The organism is Citreimonas salinaria (genome assembly GCF_900107235.1).
Taxonomy (GTDB): Bacteria; Pseudomonadota; Alphaproteobacteria; order Rhodobacterales; family Rhodobacteraceae; genus Citreimonas; species Citreimonas salinaria.
The window spans coordinates 60298-75714 of sequence record NZ_FNPF01000012.1 but is presented as its reverse complement, the minus strand read 5'-3'; the positions used below and the strand labels follow the sequence as shown (position 1 = coordinate 75714).

The window sequence follows — 15417 nt, the reverse complement described above, 5'->3', positions numbered from 1 at the left end:
TCCCCTCTGAAGCCGGACAGTGTGCATCCGGCACGCCCGACGCATCGCGCCGGGCGGCACGGCGGCTTTTGGGAGGGGTTCGCATGATCATCCGCGCCATCGACGGATTGAACGAGATCATAGGCAGGATCGTCTCGGTCGTGGCGGTCGTTTTCGCCGCGATCATCATCTACGACGTCGTTATGCGCTACGCGTTCAACGAACCGACCCGCTGGGCCTTCGACGTCTCCAAGCAGCTCTACGGCTTCTATTTCATCATGCTGGGCGGCTATGCCCTGCGCCACCGCGCGCATGTCAGCGTCGACCTCGTCACCGAACGGCTGGGACCGCGCACGCTCAAGATCGTCCAGATCGCCGGCTACGTCATCTTCTTCTTTCCCTTCACCTGGGTCTTCATGACCCAATCGTGGGATTTCGCGCTGCGGTCGTGGAACCAGGGCGAGACGACCTACGGCGCGATCCAGATGCCGGTCTATCCGCTCAAGATGGCGATGTGCCTCGCAGCCGGGTTGCTGCTTCTCCAGGGGATATCCGAAGTGCTGAAAATCATTCTGAATCGCCGCGAGGAGCTGGCATGAGCCCCGAACCTCTTGCCCTTTCCATGTTCGGCCTGCTGTTGCTGGGCCTGTTCATGGGGCATCCGCTGGCCTTCGTGCTGGGCGGGACCGCCGTTCTGGGCGCCGTGCTGGCCGGCAAGACCATGGTGCTGGGCATCGTGATCAACCGCGTCTTCGGCGACGTGCTGGACAATTACACGCTTATCGCGATCCCGCTCTTCGTGCTGATGGCGCGCTTCCTGTCGGATTCCGGCGTCACCGACCGGATGTTCGAGGCGCTGCGCCTGCTGCTCAGCCGGGTGCGCGGCGGCCTTGCGCTGGCGGTGGTCTTCATTTCAATCCTGCTGGCCGCGACGACCGGCATCATCGGCGCCTCGATCACGGTGATGGGCGTGATGGCCCTGCGCCCGATGCTGAAATACGGCTACGCGCCGACGCTGACGACGGGGGTGATCGCCGCCTCGGGGTGCCTGGGCATCCTCATCCCGCCCTCGATCATGCTGATCCTGATGGCCAGCTATTCGCCGCTTTCGGTGGGCGAACTCTTCGCCGGTTCGATGATCCCGGGCGTGTTGCTGGGGCTGGCCTACGCGCTCTACGTCTACGTAATCTCGGTGCTGCGCCCCGACCTGGCGCCGGCAGTCGAGCCCGACGAGCACATCGGCCGCGGTCCCCTGCTGCGGATGCTCGCCTTCGAGGCCGTGCCGCCGCTGGTGCTGATCTTCGGCATCCTGGGCTCGCTTCTTGCCGGCATCGCCACGGCGACCGAGGCATCGGCCATCGGGGCTGCGCTGGCCCTTCTGATTGTGATCATGCGCGGGCGGTTCAAGCTGTCGACCTTCTACGGGGCGATGATCGAGACCGGGCGCACGTCAGCGATGATCCTGTTCATCGTGCTGGGCGCCACCGCCTTCACGGGCGTGTTCAACATCACCGGCGGCCTGCGCGCCACGCAGGAGATCATCCGCAGCCTTGAGATGGAGCCCTGGATGCTGCTGACCATGATGATGGTCATCGTGTTCATCCTGGGCGCGTTCCTGGACTGGACGGGGATCGTGCTGCTGTCCTTCCCCATCTTCCTGCCCATCGTGGAGGAAATGGAAGTCAGCCTGCTGTGGTTCGTCGTCCTGATGGCGGTGGTGCTGCAGACCTCGTTCCTGACACCACCATTCGGATACGCGCTGTTCTACCTCAGGTCGATCGCGCCCAAGGAGGTAAGGACCGGCCACATCATCCGGGGCGTGCTGCCGTTCATCGCGATCATCGTCCTGATGTGCATTCTGGTGGCCCTGTTCCCGCCGCTGGTAACCTGGCTGCCGTCCGCGCTTTACGGTTGAGGCAGCCTTCGGTGTTCCGGCCGAACAGGCCGGGGCATCAGTACGACTCAAGACTGTTCTTCAAGGAGGAGACTGACAATGACGACCAAGGCACTTGCACTGGGCACGGCCCTGGCGGCCGCGACCGCCATGCCCGCCCTGGCCCAGGAAAGCTGGACCATGACGTCCACGTGGCCGTCCTCGCTCGAGCTGATCGAGACGGACCGCCACTTCGTCGAGCTGGCCAACGCGCTGACCGGTGACGACCTGCAGATCGAATTCTACGAAGGCGGCGCGCTTGTCCCCGCCGGCGAGGTCTTCGGCGCTGTGGAATCGGGGACGATACAGGCCGGCGCAGACTGGCCGGGCTACTGGGCGGGTCGCGACTCGGCGTTCTCGCCGCTGGCGACGACGCCGGCGCTGTTCAACGCCGTCGACTACGTCAACTGGATCCAACAATGGGGTGGGGCCGAACTCTATGACGAGATCTACGGCCAGTTCGGCATGGTCTACCTACCCTATGGCGTGACCAACAACGAATCCGGCTTCCGCACCTCGGAGCCGATCCGCAACCTCGACGATCTGGAAGGCAAGCGCCTGCGCCTGTCGGGTCTAGAACAGGGCCGGCTGCTGGAGCGTCTCGGCGGCAATCAGGTCTCGATGGCCGGTGGCGAGATCTACCAGGCGCTGGAGCGCGGCGTGATCGACGGGGCAGAGTTCTCGACCCCGAACGTCGATTGGTCGGCCGGCTTCCAGCAGGTCACCGACTACTGGGCGACGCCGGGCTGGCACCAGTCGGCGTCGGTCTTCGGCGTGATGATCAACCAGCAGGCGTGGGACGCCCTGTCCGAAGAGACCCAGCGCAAGCTGGAGATCGCAGCCGAGGCCACGCTGCTGTGGTCGCTGGCCTTCACGGAAAAGCGCGCGACCGAGGCCTACGCGCAGTTCCAGGAAGAGGTCGAGATCAACCGCTACGACGACGAGACGCTCGAGCAGATCCAGCAGATGGCCAATGAGGTCATCGTCGAGACCGCATGCGAGAACCCGAACTCGGCGAAGGTCTACCTGAGCATGGTCGAGTACCTCAACGACTACGCCAAGTGGCGCGACGCCTCGGCGCCGTACAACCTCGGGCGCACGCCCAACGGCCCGGACGTCGAAGCCCTGCGCGAATGCGCCGGCTGAGCCGACATTCCTGCACGTGAAACGAATGCCCGCCATGCCTATGGCGGGCATTTCCCTTTTCGCCACCGCATCGCTCCGGCCGGTGGGCATGGGTCCCCTGGACTGCCCGCATTGTCGGGCGATCCCGCCTCAGGCCGTGGTCGAGGTCGGACGAGCGCGCCCAAGCACCGGCGACAGCACCGCGATCAGCAGCGCGAAGAGGCCGACCAGCACGAATGACACCCGCAGCGAACTGACATCGGCGATGAAGCCGATCGCCGGCGGCCCCATCAGCATCGCGCCGTAGCCCAGCGTGGCGACCGAGGCGATGGCCTGGCCCGCCGGAATGTCGGGATCGGCGGCCGCGCGGCTGAACGCCAGCGGGATCACCGCCGCATAGCCCATGCCCATCAGCACGAAACTCGCAAGCGCCAAGGGCAGCGCGGTCGACACTGCGCAAAGGACGTAGCCCGACGCCGCCAGCAGCCCGCTGACCAGCGCCACCCGCCGCGGTCCGTGCCGCGTGATCAGCCGATCGACGCAAAGCCGCATGGCGACCATCGTGACCGAGAAGACGGCGTATCCCAGCGTCGCTTGCGTCTCGGCCGCTCCCAGCACGTCGGCAAGAAAGACCGCGCTCCAATCCACCGCGGCGCCTTCGCCAAGCCCCGCGCCCAGCGCGATCAGGCCGACGAAGACCAGCGCCCCGCGCGGGAAGGCGAAGACGGGGTCGCCCGCGCCACCCGCCGCGATGCGCGACGTCCAGTCGATCCGCAGGAATGGACCGAACAGCAGCGCGGTCAGCGCCGCGGCCAGCACGAAATGCAGCGAGACCGGCAGGGACAGGCTCGTGGCGGCGAAGCCTCCCGCGGCCCCAAGCCCGGCACCCAAGCTCCACATCGCGTGGAACGAGGACATGACGGACCGCCCCATGTGCCGTTCCACCTCGGCGGCCCACGAGTTCATCGCGACGTCCATCGCACCGTGGCACATGCCGAACAGGAACAGCGCCAGTCCCAGTGCCGGCACCACCGGCGCAAGGCCGACCAAGGCGATCGACACGAGGTAGATAGACGCGATCCAGCGGGTCACCCGCACCGCGCCGAAGCGGTCGGCCAGCGTGCCGGCGATCGGGAAGGACACCAGCGCCCCGACGCCCATCACCAGAAGCAGCAGCCCAAGCGCTCCTTCGTCCAGCCCGAAACCCGCGGCGATGGCCGGCACGCGCGAGGCCCAGCAGCCCAGCAACACGCCGTTCAGGGCGAAGGCGGCGGCGACGCTGCGCCATGGCGTGACGATGCGGGGCATTGTTGTCTCCATTCGCGTGGCTCGATGTTTGGCCGGTCGCACCTCGCCGATCAGGCGGCCGATGTCACCACGAACTTGCTCGCCGTGGCCGAGGCCCTTGTCAACTCTTCCGGGGGTCCGCGCAGGCGTCCCCGGAGGCTGGATCAAGAAAGCCGAAGGGCGCACGCTGTCGCGCCGACCCATGCGTCGAACATTCAGACAAGGAACACCGCCTCGTCAGCGCCTTGGAGGCCTGCGGTGCCGGCGCCGCCAGACATCGGTGCGCCGGCGGGCGCGTATCAGGTTGCGCGCAACGAAGGGCTGCAGGCGCGGAACATCCAGGGCCAGCAGCAGCAGGCCGATAGGCAGCATCCACAGGCCGAAGACCGGCAGGATCGACAGAAAACTGCCGAAGATGAGGATACAGGCAATCGGGAAACGGATCCTGCGAAGGCGTCCGTGCACCAGCGGGTCGATGACCCGGCGCGTCGCGGGCACCTTCCGGCCGATCGCTTCGAGCTGACGGTGCAGTCGGGTCTTCTGGTCAACCATCTCGGGCTCGTCGTACCTTCATCTCGGGATTTTCGGCTCCGCGAAGGCCGGCACGTCCATGTGCATCGAACACTGCGCCGTGCCCTCCCGGCGGTCGTGCCGGGCGGGCCGCCGATCCGGGCTCCGGCCCTTTAGCGCTGCCCTTGCTGCCGCAGGTCGCCAACCGACCGAAGCTGTGCAAGAACGACGACGCGCGGAACTCCGTCTTGCCGCGCATCCGTTACGCCACGGCCCTCGGGTGTCGGACACTTGTTCCCGAGGGGCCGGTCTTACATGGTGCAAGGACACGACATGCACAACCAGACCCCGCCTTCCGACGAGACGGTTCCGGACAATTCCGCGCGAGACCGGCTGGTCATCAACCTGCTTCTGGTGTCGGCGTTCACGGTCATCCTGAACGAGACCATCATGAGCGTGGCGCTGCCGCGCCTGATGGACGAGCTGGACGTGACCGCCAATGCCGCCCAGTGGCTGACCACTGCATTCCTGCTGACCATGGCCGTCGTGATTCCGGTCACGGGCTTCCTGCTGCAGCGGTACCATACGCGGACCGTCTTCCTGTCCGCGATGTCGTTCTTCAGCCTCGGCACCTTCATCTGCGCCATCGCGCCGGGTCTGGGCCTTCTGGTCGTCGGCCGTGTGGTCCAGGCGATAGGCACCGCGATCATGATGCCGCTTCTGATGACGACGGTGATGACGCTGGTGCCGCCCGAGACGCGCGGCAGGACGATGGGAAACATCTCGATCGTGATCTCGGTGGCGCCGGCCATCGGGCCGACCATATCCGGCATCATCCTCAGCCTGCTGAGCTGGCGCTGGATGTTCTGGCTCGTCCTGCCGGTCGGGCTGGGCGCGCTTGCCCTTGGCCACGCGCGGCTGGTCAACGTGACGGTCCCGCGGAAAGTGCCGCTCGACCTCGCGTCGGTGGTGATGTCCGCGATCGGCTTCGGCGGCGTAGTCTACGGTCTCTCGACCATAGGCGAGGGACACGGCGAGGGCGGCCCGGTTCCGGTCTGGGCCCCGCTCGCCGTCGGGGGCGTGGTGCTGGCACTGTTCGTCCGGCGTCAAATCGCCCTGGCGCGGCGCGGTTGCGCGTTGCTGGACCTGCGGACGTTCCGGGTGCAGGTCTTCACCGTCTCCGTCGTAATGATGGGCCTGGCGATGATGTCGCTGTTCGGCATGATCATCCTGCTGCCGATCTACATGCAGAACGTGCTGGGGATGAACCCGCTTCAGGCGGGGCTTCTGCTGTTGCCCGGTGGCCTGATCATGGGATTGCTCGCGCCCGGCGTCGGGCACCTGTTCGACCGGCGCGGCGCGCGCAAGCTGGTGATCCCGGGCGCGATCACCGTCAGCGCCGCGCTGTGGGTGATGGCCTCGCTGGGACAGGACAGCCGCATCGTGACGGTGCTGTTCAGCCACGTGGTGCTGAGCGTCGGGCTGGCGCTTCTGTTCACGCCCCTCTTCACGTCCAGCCTCGGATCCCTGCCCATGACCCTCTATTCGCATGGCAGTGCGATCCTCGGCACGATCCAGCAGGTTTCGGGCGCCGCAGGCATCGCGCTGTTCGTTTCGGTCATGTCGCTTCGGGTCGGGGCTGAACTGTCGCGCGGTGCGGACATGGTCGCCGCAACGGCCGCCGGAATTCGCGCCGGCTTCCTGTGCGGCGCGGCGATCGCGTCCCTGATGATCGTCGCGGCCTTCTTCGTGCGCCGGCCGCCGCCCGAGCCCCCGGCCGAGGTGTGATGGCAGCGTCGGAACGCGAGCACGCCGCGGCTGCGTCGCAATTCTTTCACGCGGATTGCGGGGCCGGGATCTGGTCTAGGCGGACGTGTTGCTGCTAGACTCGCGCGGATTGTAATCGCAGCGAACGAGGGGATGACGCCATGAAGATCGCGGTTCTCGGGGGTGACGGCTTCGTCGGCTGGCCGACGACGCTCCACCTGTCGGATCTGGGCCACGAGGTGCACATCCTCGACAATCTCTCGCGCCGGTGGATCGACACGGAACTCGGCGTGCAGTCGCTGACGCCGATGGACTCGATCCAGGAGCGTTGCCGCATCTGGCACGAACTGACCGGCCGCCGGCTGCATTTCCATCTGCTCGATCTCGCCAAGGAGTTCGAGCGACTGAAGGCCTGGCTGGTCGAGCACCGCCCCGACGCGGTGATCCACTTCGCCGAGCAGCGCGCCGCGCCCTATTCGATGAAATCGGACCGGCACAAGGTCTACACAGTCGACAACAACGTCAGCGCGACGCACAACCTGCTGGCCGCGCTGGTGGAATCCGGAATCGACGCGCACGTGGTGCATCTGGGCACGATGGGGGTCTACGGGTATTCCAGCGTCGGCGCGCCGATCCCCGAAGGCTATCTGGACGTCGAGATCGACACGCCGGACGGCAAGAAGGCGCAGGAGATCCTGTACCCGACGCGGCCCGGCTCGATCTATCACATGACCAAGAGCCTCGATCAGATCCTGTTCCAGTTCTACGCCCAGAACGACGGGCTGCGGATCACCGACCTGCACCAGGGCATCGTCTGGGGTACCCATACCGAACAGACCCGGATGCACGACCAGCTGATCAACCGCTTCGACTACGACGGCGATTACGGCACGGTGCTGAACCGCTTCCTGATCCAGGCGGCGATCGGCTATCCGCTGACCGTGCACGGCACCGGCGGGCAGACGCGGGCATTCATCCACATCCGCGACAGCGTGCGCTGCATCGAACTGGCGCTGGCCAGCCCTCCCGCGGCCGGCGACCGGGTCGAGATCTTCAACCAGATGACCGAGACGCACCGGGTGCGCGACCTTGCCGAGATGATTGCCGGGTTGACCGGGGCAAAGGTCGCGTACCTGCCGAACCCGCGCAAGGAAGCGCCCGAGAACGACCTGATCGTCGAGAACGCCAAGTTCCTGTCGCTGGGGCTGGAGCCGACGACGCTGCAGGCCGGGCTGCTCGAGGAGGTGGTCGAGATCGCGCGCAAGTACAAGCACCGCATCGACCGGTCGCGCGTGCCGGCGGTGTCGGGCTGGACCCGCGATCTCGCCGCCTCGGTCGAGCGTGACCCGGAGGGCAAGCGGCTGAAATCAGTGTCATGAGCGAGGGCCTGCGCCCCGAGCGCCCGGCGGATAGCGACCGCGCCTTCGTCACGCTGGTCACCAATGCCGATTTCGCGCGCGGGGCAGCTGCGCTGCTGCGCTCGCTGGCATTGACCGGCACGAAGGCCGACCGCGTGGTGCTGCACACGCAGGCCGTGCCCGAGGCGGCGCTTGCGCGACTTCGCGCGCGCGGGGCGCGGCTGGTCGAGGTCGACCTGCTGCCGACCTCGCAGGCGTTCGCCGAGGCTCATGCCCGCGACGCGCTGCACCGCGCAGCGCCGTTCACCAAGGGGGGCAAACCGACCTTCCACACGCCGCTCGACAACTTCGCCAAGCTCCGGCTGTGGCGGCTCGACTACCGGCGGGTCGTGTTTCTCGATGCCGACACGCTGGTCCTGCGACCGATCGACCGGCTGTTCGACTATCCAGAATTTTCGGCCGCGCCGAACGTCTACGAAGGCCCCGCCGATTTCCACCGCCTGAACTCGGGCGTCTTTACGGCCCGCCCCGACGAGGCAACCTTCGCGGCGATGCTGGAGCGGCTCGACCGGCCCGGTGCGTTCTGGCGGCGGACCGACCAGACCTTCCTGCAGGACTTCTTTCCCGACTGGCACGGGCTGCCGGTCTTCGACAACCTGCTGCAATATGTCTGGCTGAACCTGCCCGAATTGTGGAGTTGGGGTCAGGTCCGGGTGCTTCATTTCCAGTACGAAAAGCCTTGGCAGGATCCACATCCCAAGGCGCGCGCGCTGGCGCCGCTGATCGCTCTCTGGCACGCCTTCGAAGGCGACGGCCCGGTGCCCGCCCTGTCCGATCTGCCGGCGCCCGGCGATACGGTCGGCCTGTCCGCGACAGGGGGATGAGGATCGGCATCACCGGCGCGACCGGTCAGGTCGGGCACTGGATCGCGGCGCATCTTCTTGACCGTGGCCATGCCGTGGTGACGCTGGGGCGCAATCCGTCGCGGCTGTCGGCGCCGCATCGCACCTTCGCGCTCGACGGCCCGCCGCCCGATCTCTCTGGCATCGACGCTCTGGTGCACGCGGCCTTCTCGCACGTGCCGGGCCGCTATCGTGGCGGCGAGGGCGATGATCCCGACCGCTTCGTCCGGCTGAACCGCGAGGGCACGCTGCGCCTCTTCGAGGCGGCACGAACGCAGGGAGTGCGGCGCGTGCTGTTCCTGTCCTCGCGCGCCGTCTATGGCGGGTGGCCGCCGGGCACGCCGCTGAACGAGGCGTTGCCGCCGAGGCCGGACGCGCTTTACGGCCAGGTGAAGCTGGACGCGGAAGAGGCGCTTGCCGCGCTTCCCGGGATCGAGGGAACCAGCCTGCGCGCCACCGGTGTCTACGGCCCTCCGGTCGCTGGGATGCCCCACAAGTGGGACGGGCTGCTGGACGCCTTCCATGCCGGCGCGCGCGTCGCGCCGAGGGCGGGGACCGAGCTGCACGCCGACGACCTGGCGGCGGCGGTCGCGCTTCTCCTGACCCTGCCGCCCGGCCGGATGCCGGCGGTGGTCTGTCTGTCCGACATCCTCCTCGACCGCCGCGACCTGCTGGCGCACTACGCCCGCATCGCGGGGCTGCGCCGGCCTCTGCCGCCGGCCGCCGCATCGGTGCCCAACGCGATGCGCACCGACCGGATCGCAGCGCTCGGCTGGCGCCCGCGCGGATGTCAGGGGCTGGACCCCGTGCTGCGCGCCCTCGCGGTCGCCCGGATCAGCGCAAACGGCTGAGGAGCGTCATCTTCTGCTTCTGCCTGAGGGACCGCCGGCCGCGACGAGTCGACCACCGCTCGGTAGGCCGGCAGGCCGTTGCCGGCCACGGAACAGAGGCGCGCGCCGGTCGTTTGCCCTTCGACACACCCGACGCGAAGCCGGCGGCAGGCCGGACGTCCTGCCAGTGCCGGAAGCCGCGTCGCCGAAATCATCCCACCAAGGAGGACGCCATGGCAGACGAACCCACTCCGCCGCAGCCCGAACAACAGCAGCCGATGCCCGGCACCACCGACGCGATGGACCCGCGCCCCGACCACGGCGAGGACAGCTATGTCGGCCACGAGCGGCTGAAGGACAAGAAGACCGTCATCACCGGCGCCGACAGCGGCATCGGCCGCGCCGCCGCCATCGCCTTCGCCCGCGAGGGCGCCGACGTGCTGATCTCCTATCTCGAGGAGGACGAGGATGCCCGCGAGACCGCGCGGCTGGTCGAGGAAGCGGGCCGCAAGGCCGTACTGGTGCGCGGCGATCTCAGCGATCCCGCGCATTGCCGCAAGGTGATCGACGAGGCCGTGTCCGCCTTCGGACGCGTCGACGTGCTGGTCAGCAACGCCGCTTATCAGGCGAGCTTCGGGAAGTTCGAGGACATCACCGACGAGGAATGGCGCAAGACCTTCGCCAACAACGTCGACCCCTTCTTTTACCTGGTGAAGGCGGCGCTGCCGCATATGGGGCCCGGCGGCTCGATCATCGGCACCAACTCGATCAACGCGGACCAGCCCAGCCCGTCGCTGCTGCCCTACGCCACCACCAAGGGCACCATCCGCGACTTCATCGCCGGGCTCGGCGCCATGCTGGCCGAGCGGGGCATCCGGGTGAACGGCGTGGCGCCGGGGCCGGTCTGGACGCCCCTCATTCCGTCAACGATGCCGCCCGAGAAGGTGAAGAGTTTCGGAAGCAACACGCCGATCGGCCGTGCCGCGCAACCGAAGGAACTGGCGCCGCCCTACGTCATGCTGGCCAGCGACGAGTCGAGCTACATCATCGGCGCAACCATTCCCGTAACCGGCGGCCGACCGTTCATCTAGCAAAGGGTCTGAACAGCACGGCTCCAAAGGCGCAGCACTAGGTGGCAGGGATCCCCTTCCCTGCCGCCACGGGCGTGAACGGCACCAAGCGCCGTCGCGCGGCCGACCTTATCCTTGAAAGCCGAAATACCAGACGGAAACGGGAACCGCGAGCAGCAGGACCAGCGACAGCAGGACGACGCGACCGTCGCGGGTCAGCAAGCCTGCCGCGAAAAGCGCGATGACCGCCGAAGCGATGGAGCCAGAGGTGGGAATGATTTCCATGAACGGCATGAACAGCGTCAGCGCCATGATCGCGACGAGGGGAAGCCACAGCCAGGGGCGGTGAAACAGGAACGTAAGCCGCACATCCAGGAACCGCTCGACGAAGTGGACGGGTTTGCGGAGCCATCCGATGCCCTTGCAAAGCTTGGCGCTCGACATCCGGCGGCGGGTGATGAAGCGGGGCAGCCAGACGCAATCGCGCCCCAGTATCATCTGCACGACCAGGATGAAGACGATCGCCGCCACGATCGTCGTTATGCCGGGGATGGCGCTCGCCGGAGAGGTCGAGATCAGCGAGAAGACCAGCATCAGGGACGCGAACGACCGGTGACCGAGCTTCTCGATCACCTCCTGCACCTCGATGCTGCCCGAATGAGTGGCGGCTTCCAGTTGATCGAGGACGTCGCTCAGGGCATTGGTTCGTTGCTTTGCCATGCTTGCCGGACCTTTGTTCGTCAGCCTTTTCAAATCCGCGCTTGGCAGAGGCTCCCGGAGGGCGCACCGGACAACCGTGGCGTCCCGGCGCGGCCGGTGGTGCGCGGCGCCGCCTCGAGGCCTCCTAAGAAAGCCATGAGGCCCGGCCCCACCGGGACCGACGATGTGGTCCCGGGAACCTGCCGGTTCAGGTGCTTGCGCGGGCCGTCCGGTCGGTCATCAGCGGCACGACGATCTCGAGCAGGCCGACCAGCAGGTGCGGCCACCAGATGATGTCGGCGAAGCCGAACAGCCAGGGCGAGACGGCAAGCAGAGCACCACCGGCCATGTCCACACCCAGATGGACCTTCAGCGGGATCACCTTGGCGACGCTCAACTCGTAGCGCGTGAGCAGGCTCATGACGATGATCAGCACGCCCAGCAGCTGCGGCAGCCATTGCTCGATCCCGCCGGTCGCGAAATTGAACAGGTAGGGCGCGACCAGCAGCAGCGCGCCGGTGACGTAGTCGATGATTCCGTGGGTCTTGGTGTCGATCATGGTCGGGTCTCCAGTACACGTGGGCGGCGCGGGACGCGGCCGCGTCGGGGATCTCCGTCGATCCGGTGGTGTCCTGCCGAAACGGTCGAGCGTGAAACTTGTTCCCCCCGCGGCCGATGCGTGAGGATGCGATGCCGGACCGGCCGCCCGCGGGCGGTTCGGACAGCCGAGGTCGCGGTGGCGGACCTTTGCGCGCATCGCTGCGACGCCGCGGCTGCGTGTCACACGGTGGGACATGCAGGCGCCGTAAGGAATTCAATGGCTTGCAGAGACGCTTTAAGGATCTGTCAGGACTTTCGCGGTTCGTGCGAAGCCGGCGGAACGCGCGACGGCGCGTTGCGCAGGGCGGCAATGCCTTTGCCGTGGATGCCCCGCCGTGTTCGCCGAGGGAAATTTCGGAGGCGGCTTGCCCTGCCGCAAGCGGGCCCCGCGGCTGCGGGCCGGACCACCGGCGCCGGAACACGCGCACCGGAACAATCGCACGGACGCCGGGTTGCCGATCAGGTCATCCCGTGAAGGAGCATCGCCATGACGGATACCGAAAAGGACCACGCCCGTGGCGTCTTCGTCGTGGGGCTGCGCAATGCGCACGCCATGGAGAAACAGGCGCTGTCGATCATGAAGCCCCAGATCAACCGCCTGGAGCATTACCCCGAGATGTCGCAGCGGCTTCAGGACCACGTGGCGGAAACCGAAACGCAGATCGAGCGGCTGGACACGCTGCTGGAAGCGATCCGCGAGAAGAGCTCGGCCATGAAGGGGCTGTTCCTGTCGACCGTCGGCTCGATGGCGGCCTTGGGCCATGTCACCGCCGGCGACGAGGTGCTGAAGAACACGTTCGCGAACCTCGCCTTCGAGAACTACGAGATCGCCGCATACACGTCGCTTCTGACGGCCGGGCGCGCGGCCGACTTGGACGTCGATCTGGGACTGCTGGAAAAGACCCTCGATGAAGAGCGGCGCATGGCCGAATGGGTGGCCGAGATCATCCCGGCGGTGACGCGGACCTACATCGCGCTCAAGGGCAGCAGCGAGACGGCCAAGCGCTAGGACCGGCCGTCGAGCGGGTCCCGGTACAAAGTCCCGCGCCACCGCGGAACGGTGGCGGGGCGAAAGGGCGGATCGGTGGCCGCCCTTCCCTTCGGCGTTGGCGCGCGCGCCTAGTCGGCCGAAGGCTCGTAGGTTTCGGGCGGCTGTGGCGTGTCGGACAGTTCCGAGACGGCGACGCCGGCCTCTTCCAGCGCCGAGCGCGCCTGCTCGCGGTCCTCTTCGTCCAGCTCCGCCGAGCGCGACAGGATCCAGCCGATCTTGTCGTCGGGCGAATAAACGGCAGCCCACTGGTACTGCCCGTTCTCGACCTCGCTTGCGGCCGCGACGACGTAGTTGATGCCGGGCGCGCCCTCGTCGCCGATTTCGACCGAGAAGGTGTTGAAGTTGCCGTCGACGACCTCGGCCTCACCGCTGACGCTCTGGGTTTCGCCGCCGCTGGTGTCGCAGCGGTTGACGACTTCCATCGTGGTGTCGTCGATCAGGGAATACTGCGCGGTCACGCCGCCCTGGCATTCCTGCTGGAACGGGGCGGGCGTCCGCGCGACCTCGTACCACGTGCCGGTATAGGCCTGCGGCTCGACCTCGGACGCGGTGACGGCGCCGGCCTGCTGCGCGAGCGCGGGCACCGTGCTTACGACCAGCATCGAGGTCGCGGCGAAGAGTGCGCGTTTCATGCCATTTCCTTTTCGTGTTCGACTGGTCCGGCAACAAGGGCGGTCGCGGAAGGTTCCGCCGGCCACAGGCATGGGCGCAATACCGCCGGGCCGGAACCCCTGTCGCTGTCCCCGGTTTTGCCAAGAACAGACACGGGAGCACAGGCGATGCAGCATCTGGACGATATTCTCGAATTGTCGCGGCAGGCGCCGCGCGGGCCGCTTTCTCCGTGGTTCGACGCAAGGCTGCGCGACCAGGTGGAGGCGGGGCTGTTTCCGTCGCCCGAGGATCTGGACGCGATCGGCAAGCGGCTGGTCCAGCAACTGGTCGAGTACCGCGAGCAGGCCGGCGTCTCGACCGCGGTGCTGGGCATGTCGGGCGGCGTCGACAGCGCGGTGACGGCGGCGCTGCTGAAGGCCGCCGGCTGGCGCGTCGCGGGCTACACCCTGCCGATCCAGCAGGACCCCGTCGAGACCGAGCGCGGGATCGAAGCGTGCCACGCGCTGGGGCTGGAGCACCTGCACATCGACCTGTCCAAGCAGTACCGCAGCATGGTGGCGGGGCTCGGCACGCTCGACGAGGACCTTCCCGGCGGCGACACCGACCCGCTGCGCACCCGCCGCGGCAACATTCGCGCCCGGCTGCGGATGATCACGCTCTACGACCAGGCGCATCGCTGGGGCGGTCTGGTGGCGAGCACCGACAACTTCTCGGAGCTCGGCGCGGGGTTCTGGACGCTGCACGGCGACGTGGGCGACCTTGCGCCGGTGCAGTCGCTGCTGAAATCGTGGGAGATCCCGTGGATGGCGCGGGAATACGGCGTGCCCGAAAGCACCTGGCGGGCCAAGCCCACCGACGGGCTGGGCATCGGCGAAGGCGACGAGGCGCAGATCGGCGCGACCTACCTGGAATGGGACATCGGCGTCTTCGCGGTGCTGGAGGCGCTGCGGCGCAATCCGCAGGCCAAGGCCTCGGACATTCCCGACCTTCTGGACGCGGGCGACGACCCGGCGGCCGAGCGCGCCATCGCGGCGGTTCTGCACCGGTTGCGCACGACGTGGTTCAAGCGGCTGAACCCGATCGCCCTGGACCATCCCAAGTCCGAGCGGCTGGCCATGCTGGACGTGATCGACGACCGGCTGTTCCGCCCCGCCGTGCTGCGCGACGACCGGGCGCTGACGGCATTCTCGGGCGAGATCGCCTCGCTGGGCCAGCGCCTGGCCGACCGCCTGAAAGAGCGCGGCCTGCGCGTGGTCACGGCAGAATCCTGCACCGCCGGCCTGCTGGGCGCCTGCCTGGCCGCCGTCCCGGGAAGCTCGTCGGCGCTCGAGGGCAGTTTCATCGCCTATTGCCCGTCCATGAAGACCGACGGGCTGGGCGTGCCCGAGGCGCTGATCCGCGAGAAGACGGTCTATCACCCCGACGTGGCCGGCGCGATGGCCCAAGGCGCGCTCGAGCGCGCGATGGGCGCGGGCCTTGCGATCGCGATCACCGGCGTGGCCGGCCCCGAGCCGGACGAGGGCAAGCCGGTCGGCTTGGTCTACATCGCCACGCAACGCAGCGGCGCCGAGGCGCGCGCGACCGAGCACAGGTTCGACGGCCAGCCGAAGGACATCGTGGCGGCCGCCGTGCGCAAGGCGCTGGAACTGGGGCTGGAGGCGCTGGAGAACTAATGGGGCGCGCCCTGCCCGCCG

At 67.6% G+C, this 15417-nt stretch carries 15 protein-coding genes; 10 read left to right on the top strand and 5 right to left on the bottom strand.

The features are described 5' to 3' along the window. The first annotated feature begins 83 nt into the window (after positions 1 to 83). The 3 genes from BLW27_RS14365 (at position 84) to dctP (ending at position 3058) form a co-directional block, all read left to right on the top strand. Positions 84 to 578 (top strand): TRAP transporter small permease subunit, encoded by a 495-nt coding sequence (locus tag BLW27_RS14365; RefSeq protein ID WP_089884148.1) that lies wholly within the window; start codon positions 84 to 86, stop codon positions 576 to 578. Then, complete coding sequence (locus BLW27_RS14360) at positions 575 to 1894, top strand: TRAP transporter large permease (protein ID WP_177177917.1); 1320 nt, start codon at positions 575 to 577, stop codon at positions 1892 to 1894. The genes BLW27_RS14365 and BLW27_RS14360 overlap by 4 nt, the downstream gene beginning before the upstream one ends. A gap of 78 nt (positions 1895 to 1972) precedes the next feature. Then, a complete protein-coding gene (gene dctP / locus BLW27_RS14355) occupies positions 1973 to 3058 on the top strand; it encodes a TRAP transporter substrate-binding protein DctP (RefSeq protein WP_089884144.1) in 1086 nt (361 codons plus the stop codon). A 129-nt stretch (positions 3059 to 3187) separates the two neighbouring features. Here the strand turns inward: dctP and BLW27_RS14350 are convergent, their stop codons facing one another. After that, positions 3188 to 4345 (bottom strand): MFS transporter, encoded by a 1158-nt coding sequence (locus BLW27_RS14350; protein ID WP_089884143.1) that lies wholly within the window; start codon positions 4343 to 4345, stop codon positions 3188 to 3190. A 216-nt stretch (positions 4346 to 4561) separates the two neighbouring features. Then, entirely contained in the window at positions 4562 to 4876 is a 315-nt protein-coding gene (locus BLW27_RS14345; protein WP_245710889.1) for a tryptophan synthase subunit beta, read from the bottom strand. Positions 4877 to 5167: 291 nt separating this feature from the next. Between BLW27_RS14345 and BLW27_RS14340 the strand changes: the two genes are divergently transcribed. From BLW27_RS14340 to BLW27_RS14320, 5 genes are all read left to right on the top strand, one after another. Next, positions 5168 to 6622, top strand: a complete 1455-nt coding sequence (locus tag BLW27_RS14340; RefSeq protein WP_089884141.1) for an MDR family MFS transporter — start codon at positions 5168 to 5170, stop codon at positions 6620 to 6622. A 140-nt stretch (positions 6623 to 6762) separates the two neighbouring features. After that, positions 6763 to 7980, top strand: coding sequence for an NAD-dependent epimerase/dehydratase family protein (locus BLW27_RS14335; protein ID WP_089884139.1), 1218 nt, complete (start codon positions 6763 to 6765; stop codon positions 7978 to 7980). Further along, positions 7977 to 8843: a glycosyltransferase gene (locus BLW27_RS14330; RefSeq protein WP_089884137.1), complete on the top strand. Its 867-nt coding sequence runs from the start codon at positions 7977 to 7979 to the stop codon at positions 8841 to 8843. The genes BLW27_RS14335 and BLW27_RS14330 overlap by 4 nt, the downstream gene beginning before the upstream one ends. Then, positions 8840 to 9712, top strand: a complete 873-nt coding sequence (locus tag BLW27_RS14325; protein WP_089884136.1) for an NAD-dependent epimerase/dehydratase family protein — start codon at positions 8840 to 8842, stop codon at positions 9710 to 9712. The genes BLW27_RS14330 and BLW27_RS14325 overlap by 4 nt, the downstream gene beginning before the upstream one ends. 212 nt (positions 9713 to 9924) lie before the next feature. Then, complete coding sequence (locus BLW27_RS14320) at positions 9925 to 10782, top strand: SDR family oxidoreductase (protein ID WP_089884134.1); 858 nt, start codon at positions 9925 to 9927, stop codon at positions 10780 to 10782. Positions 10783 to 10890: 108 nt separating this feature from the next. On the opposite strand, the gene BLW27_RS14315 is transcribed toward BLW27_RS14320, so the two are convergent. Both BLW27_RS14315 and BLW27_RS14310 read right to left on the bottom strand, forming a co-directional pair. Next, complete coding sequence (locus BLW27_RS14315; protein ID WP_089884132.1) at positions 10891 to 11481, bottom strand: exopolysaccharide biosynthesis protein; 591 nt, start codon at positions 11479 to 11481, stop codon at positions 10891 to 10893. 187 nt (positions 11482 to 11668) lie between these two features. Continuing rightward, a complete protein-coding gene (locus BLW27_RS14310) occupies positions 11669 to 12019 on the bottom strand; it encodes an SPW repeat domain-containing protein (RefSeq protein WP_089884130.1) in 351 nt (116 codons plus the stop codon). A gap of 528 nt (positions 12020 to 12547) precedes the next feature. Here BLW27_RS14310 and BLW27_RS14305 point away from each other — a divergent pair. After that, positions 12548 to 13069 (top strand): ferritin-like domain-containing protein, encoded by a 522-nt coding sequence (locus BLW27_RS14305; protein WP_089884128.1) that lies wholly within the window; start codon positions 12548 to 12550, stop codon positions 13067 to 13069. Between the two features lie 110 nt (positions 13070 to 13179). Here the strand turns inward: BLW27_RS14305 and BLW27_RS14300 are convergent, their stop codons facing one another. Further along, positions 13180 to 13743, bottom strand: coding sequence for a lipocalin family protein (locus BLW27_RS14300; RefSeq protein WP_177177916.1), 564 nt, complete (start codon positions 13741 to 13743; stop codon positions 13180 to 13182). A 147-nt stretch (positions 13744 to 13890) separates the two neighbouring features. On the opposite strand from BLW27_RS14300, the gene nadE reads away from it, so the two are divergent. Beyond that, a complete protein-coding gene (gene nadE, locus BLW27_RS14295) occupies positions 13891 to 15396 on the top strand; it encodes an NAD(+) synthase (RefSeq protein ID WP_089884124.1) in 1506 nt (501 codons plus the stop codon). The last annotated feature ends 21 nt before the right edge of the window (positions 15397 to 15417 follow it).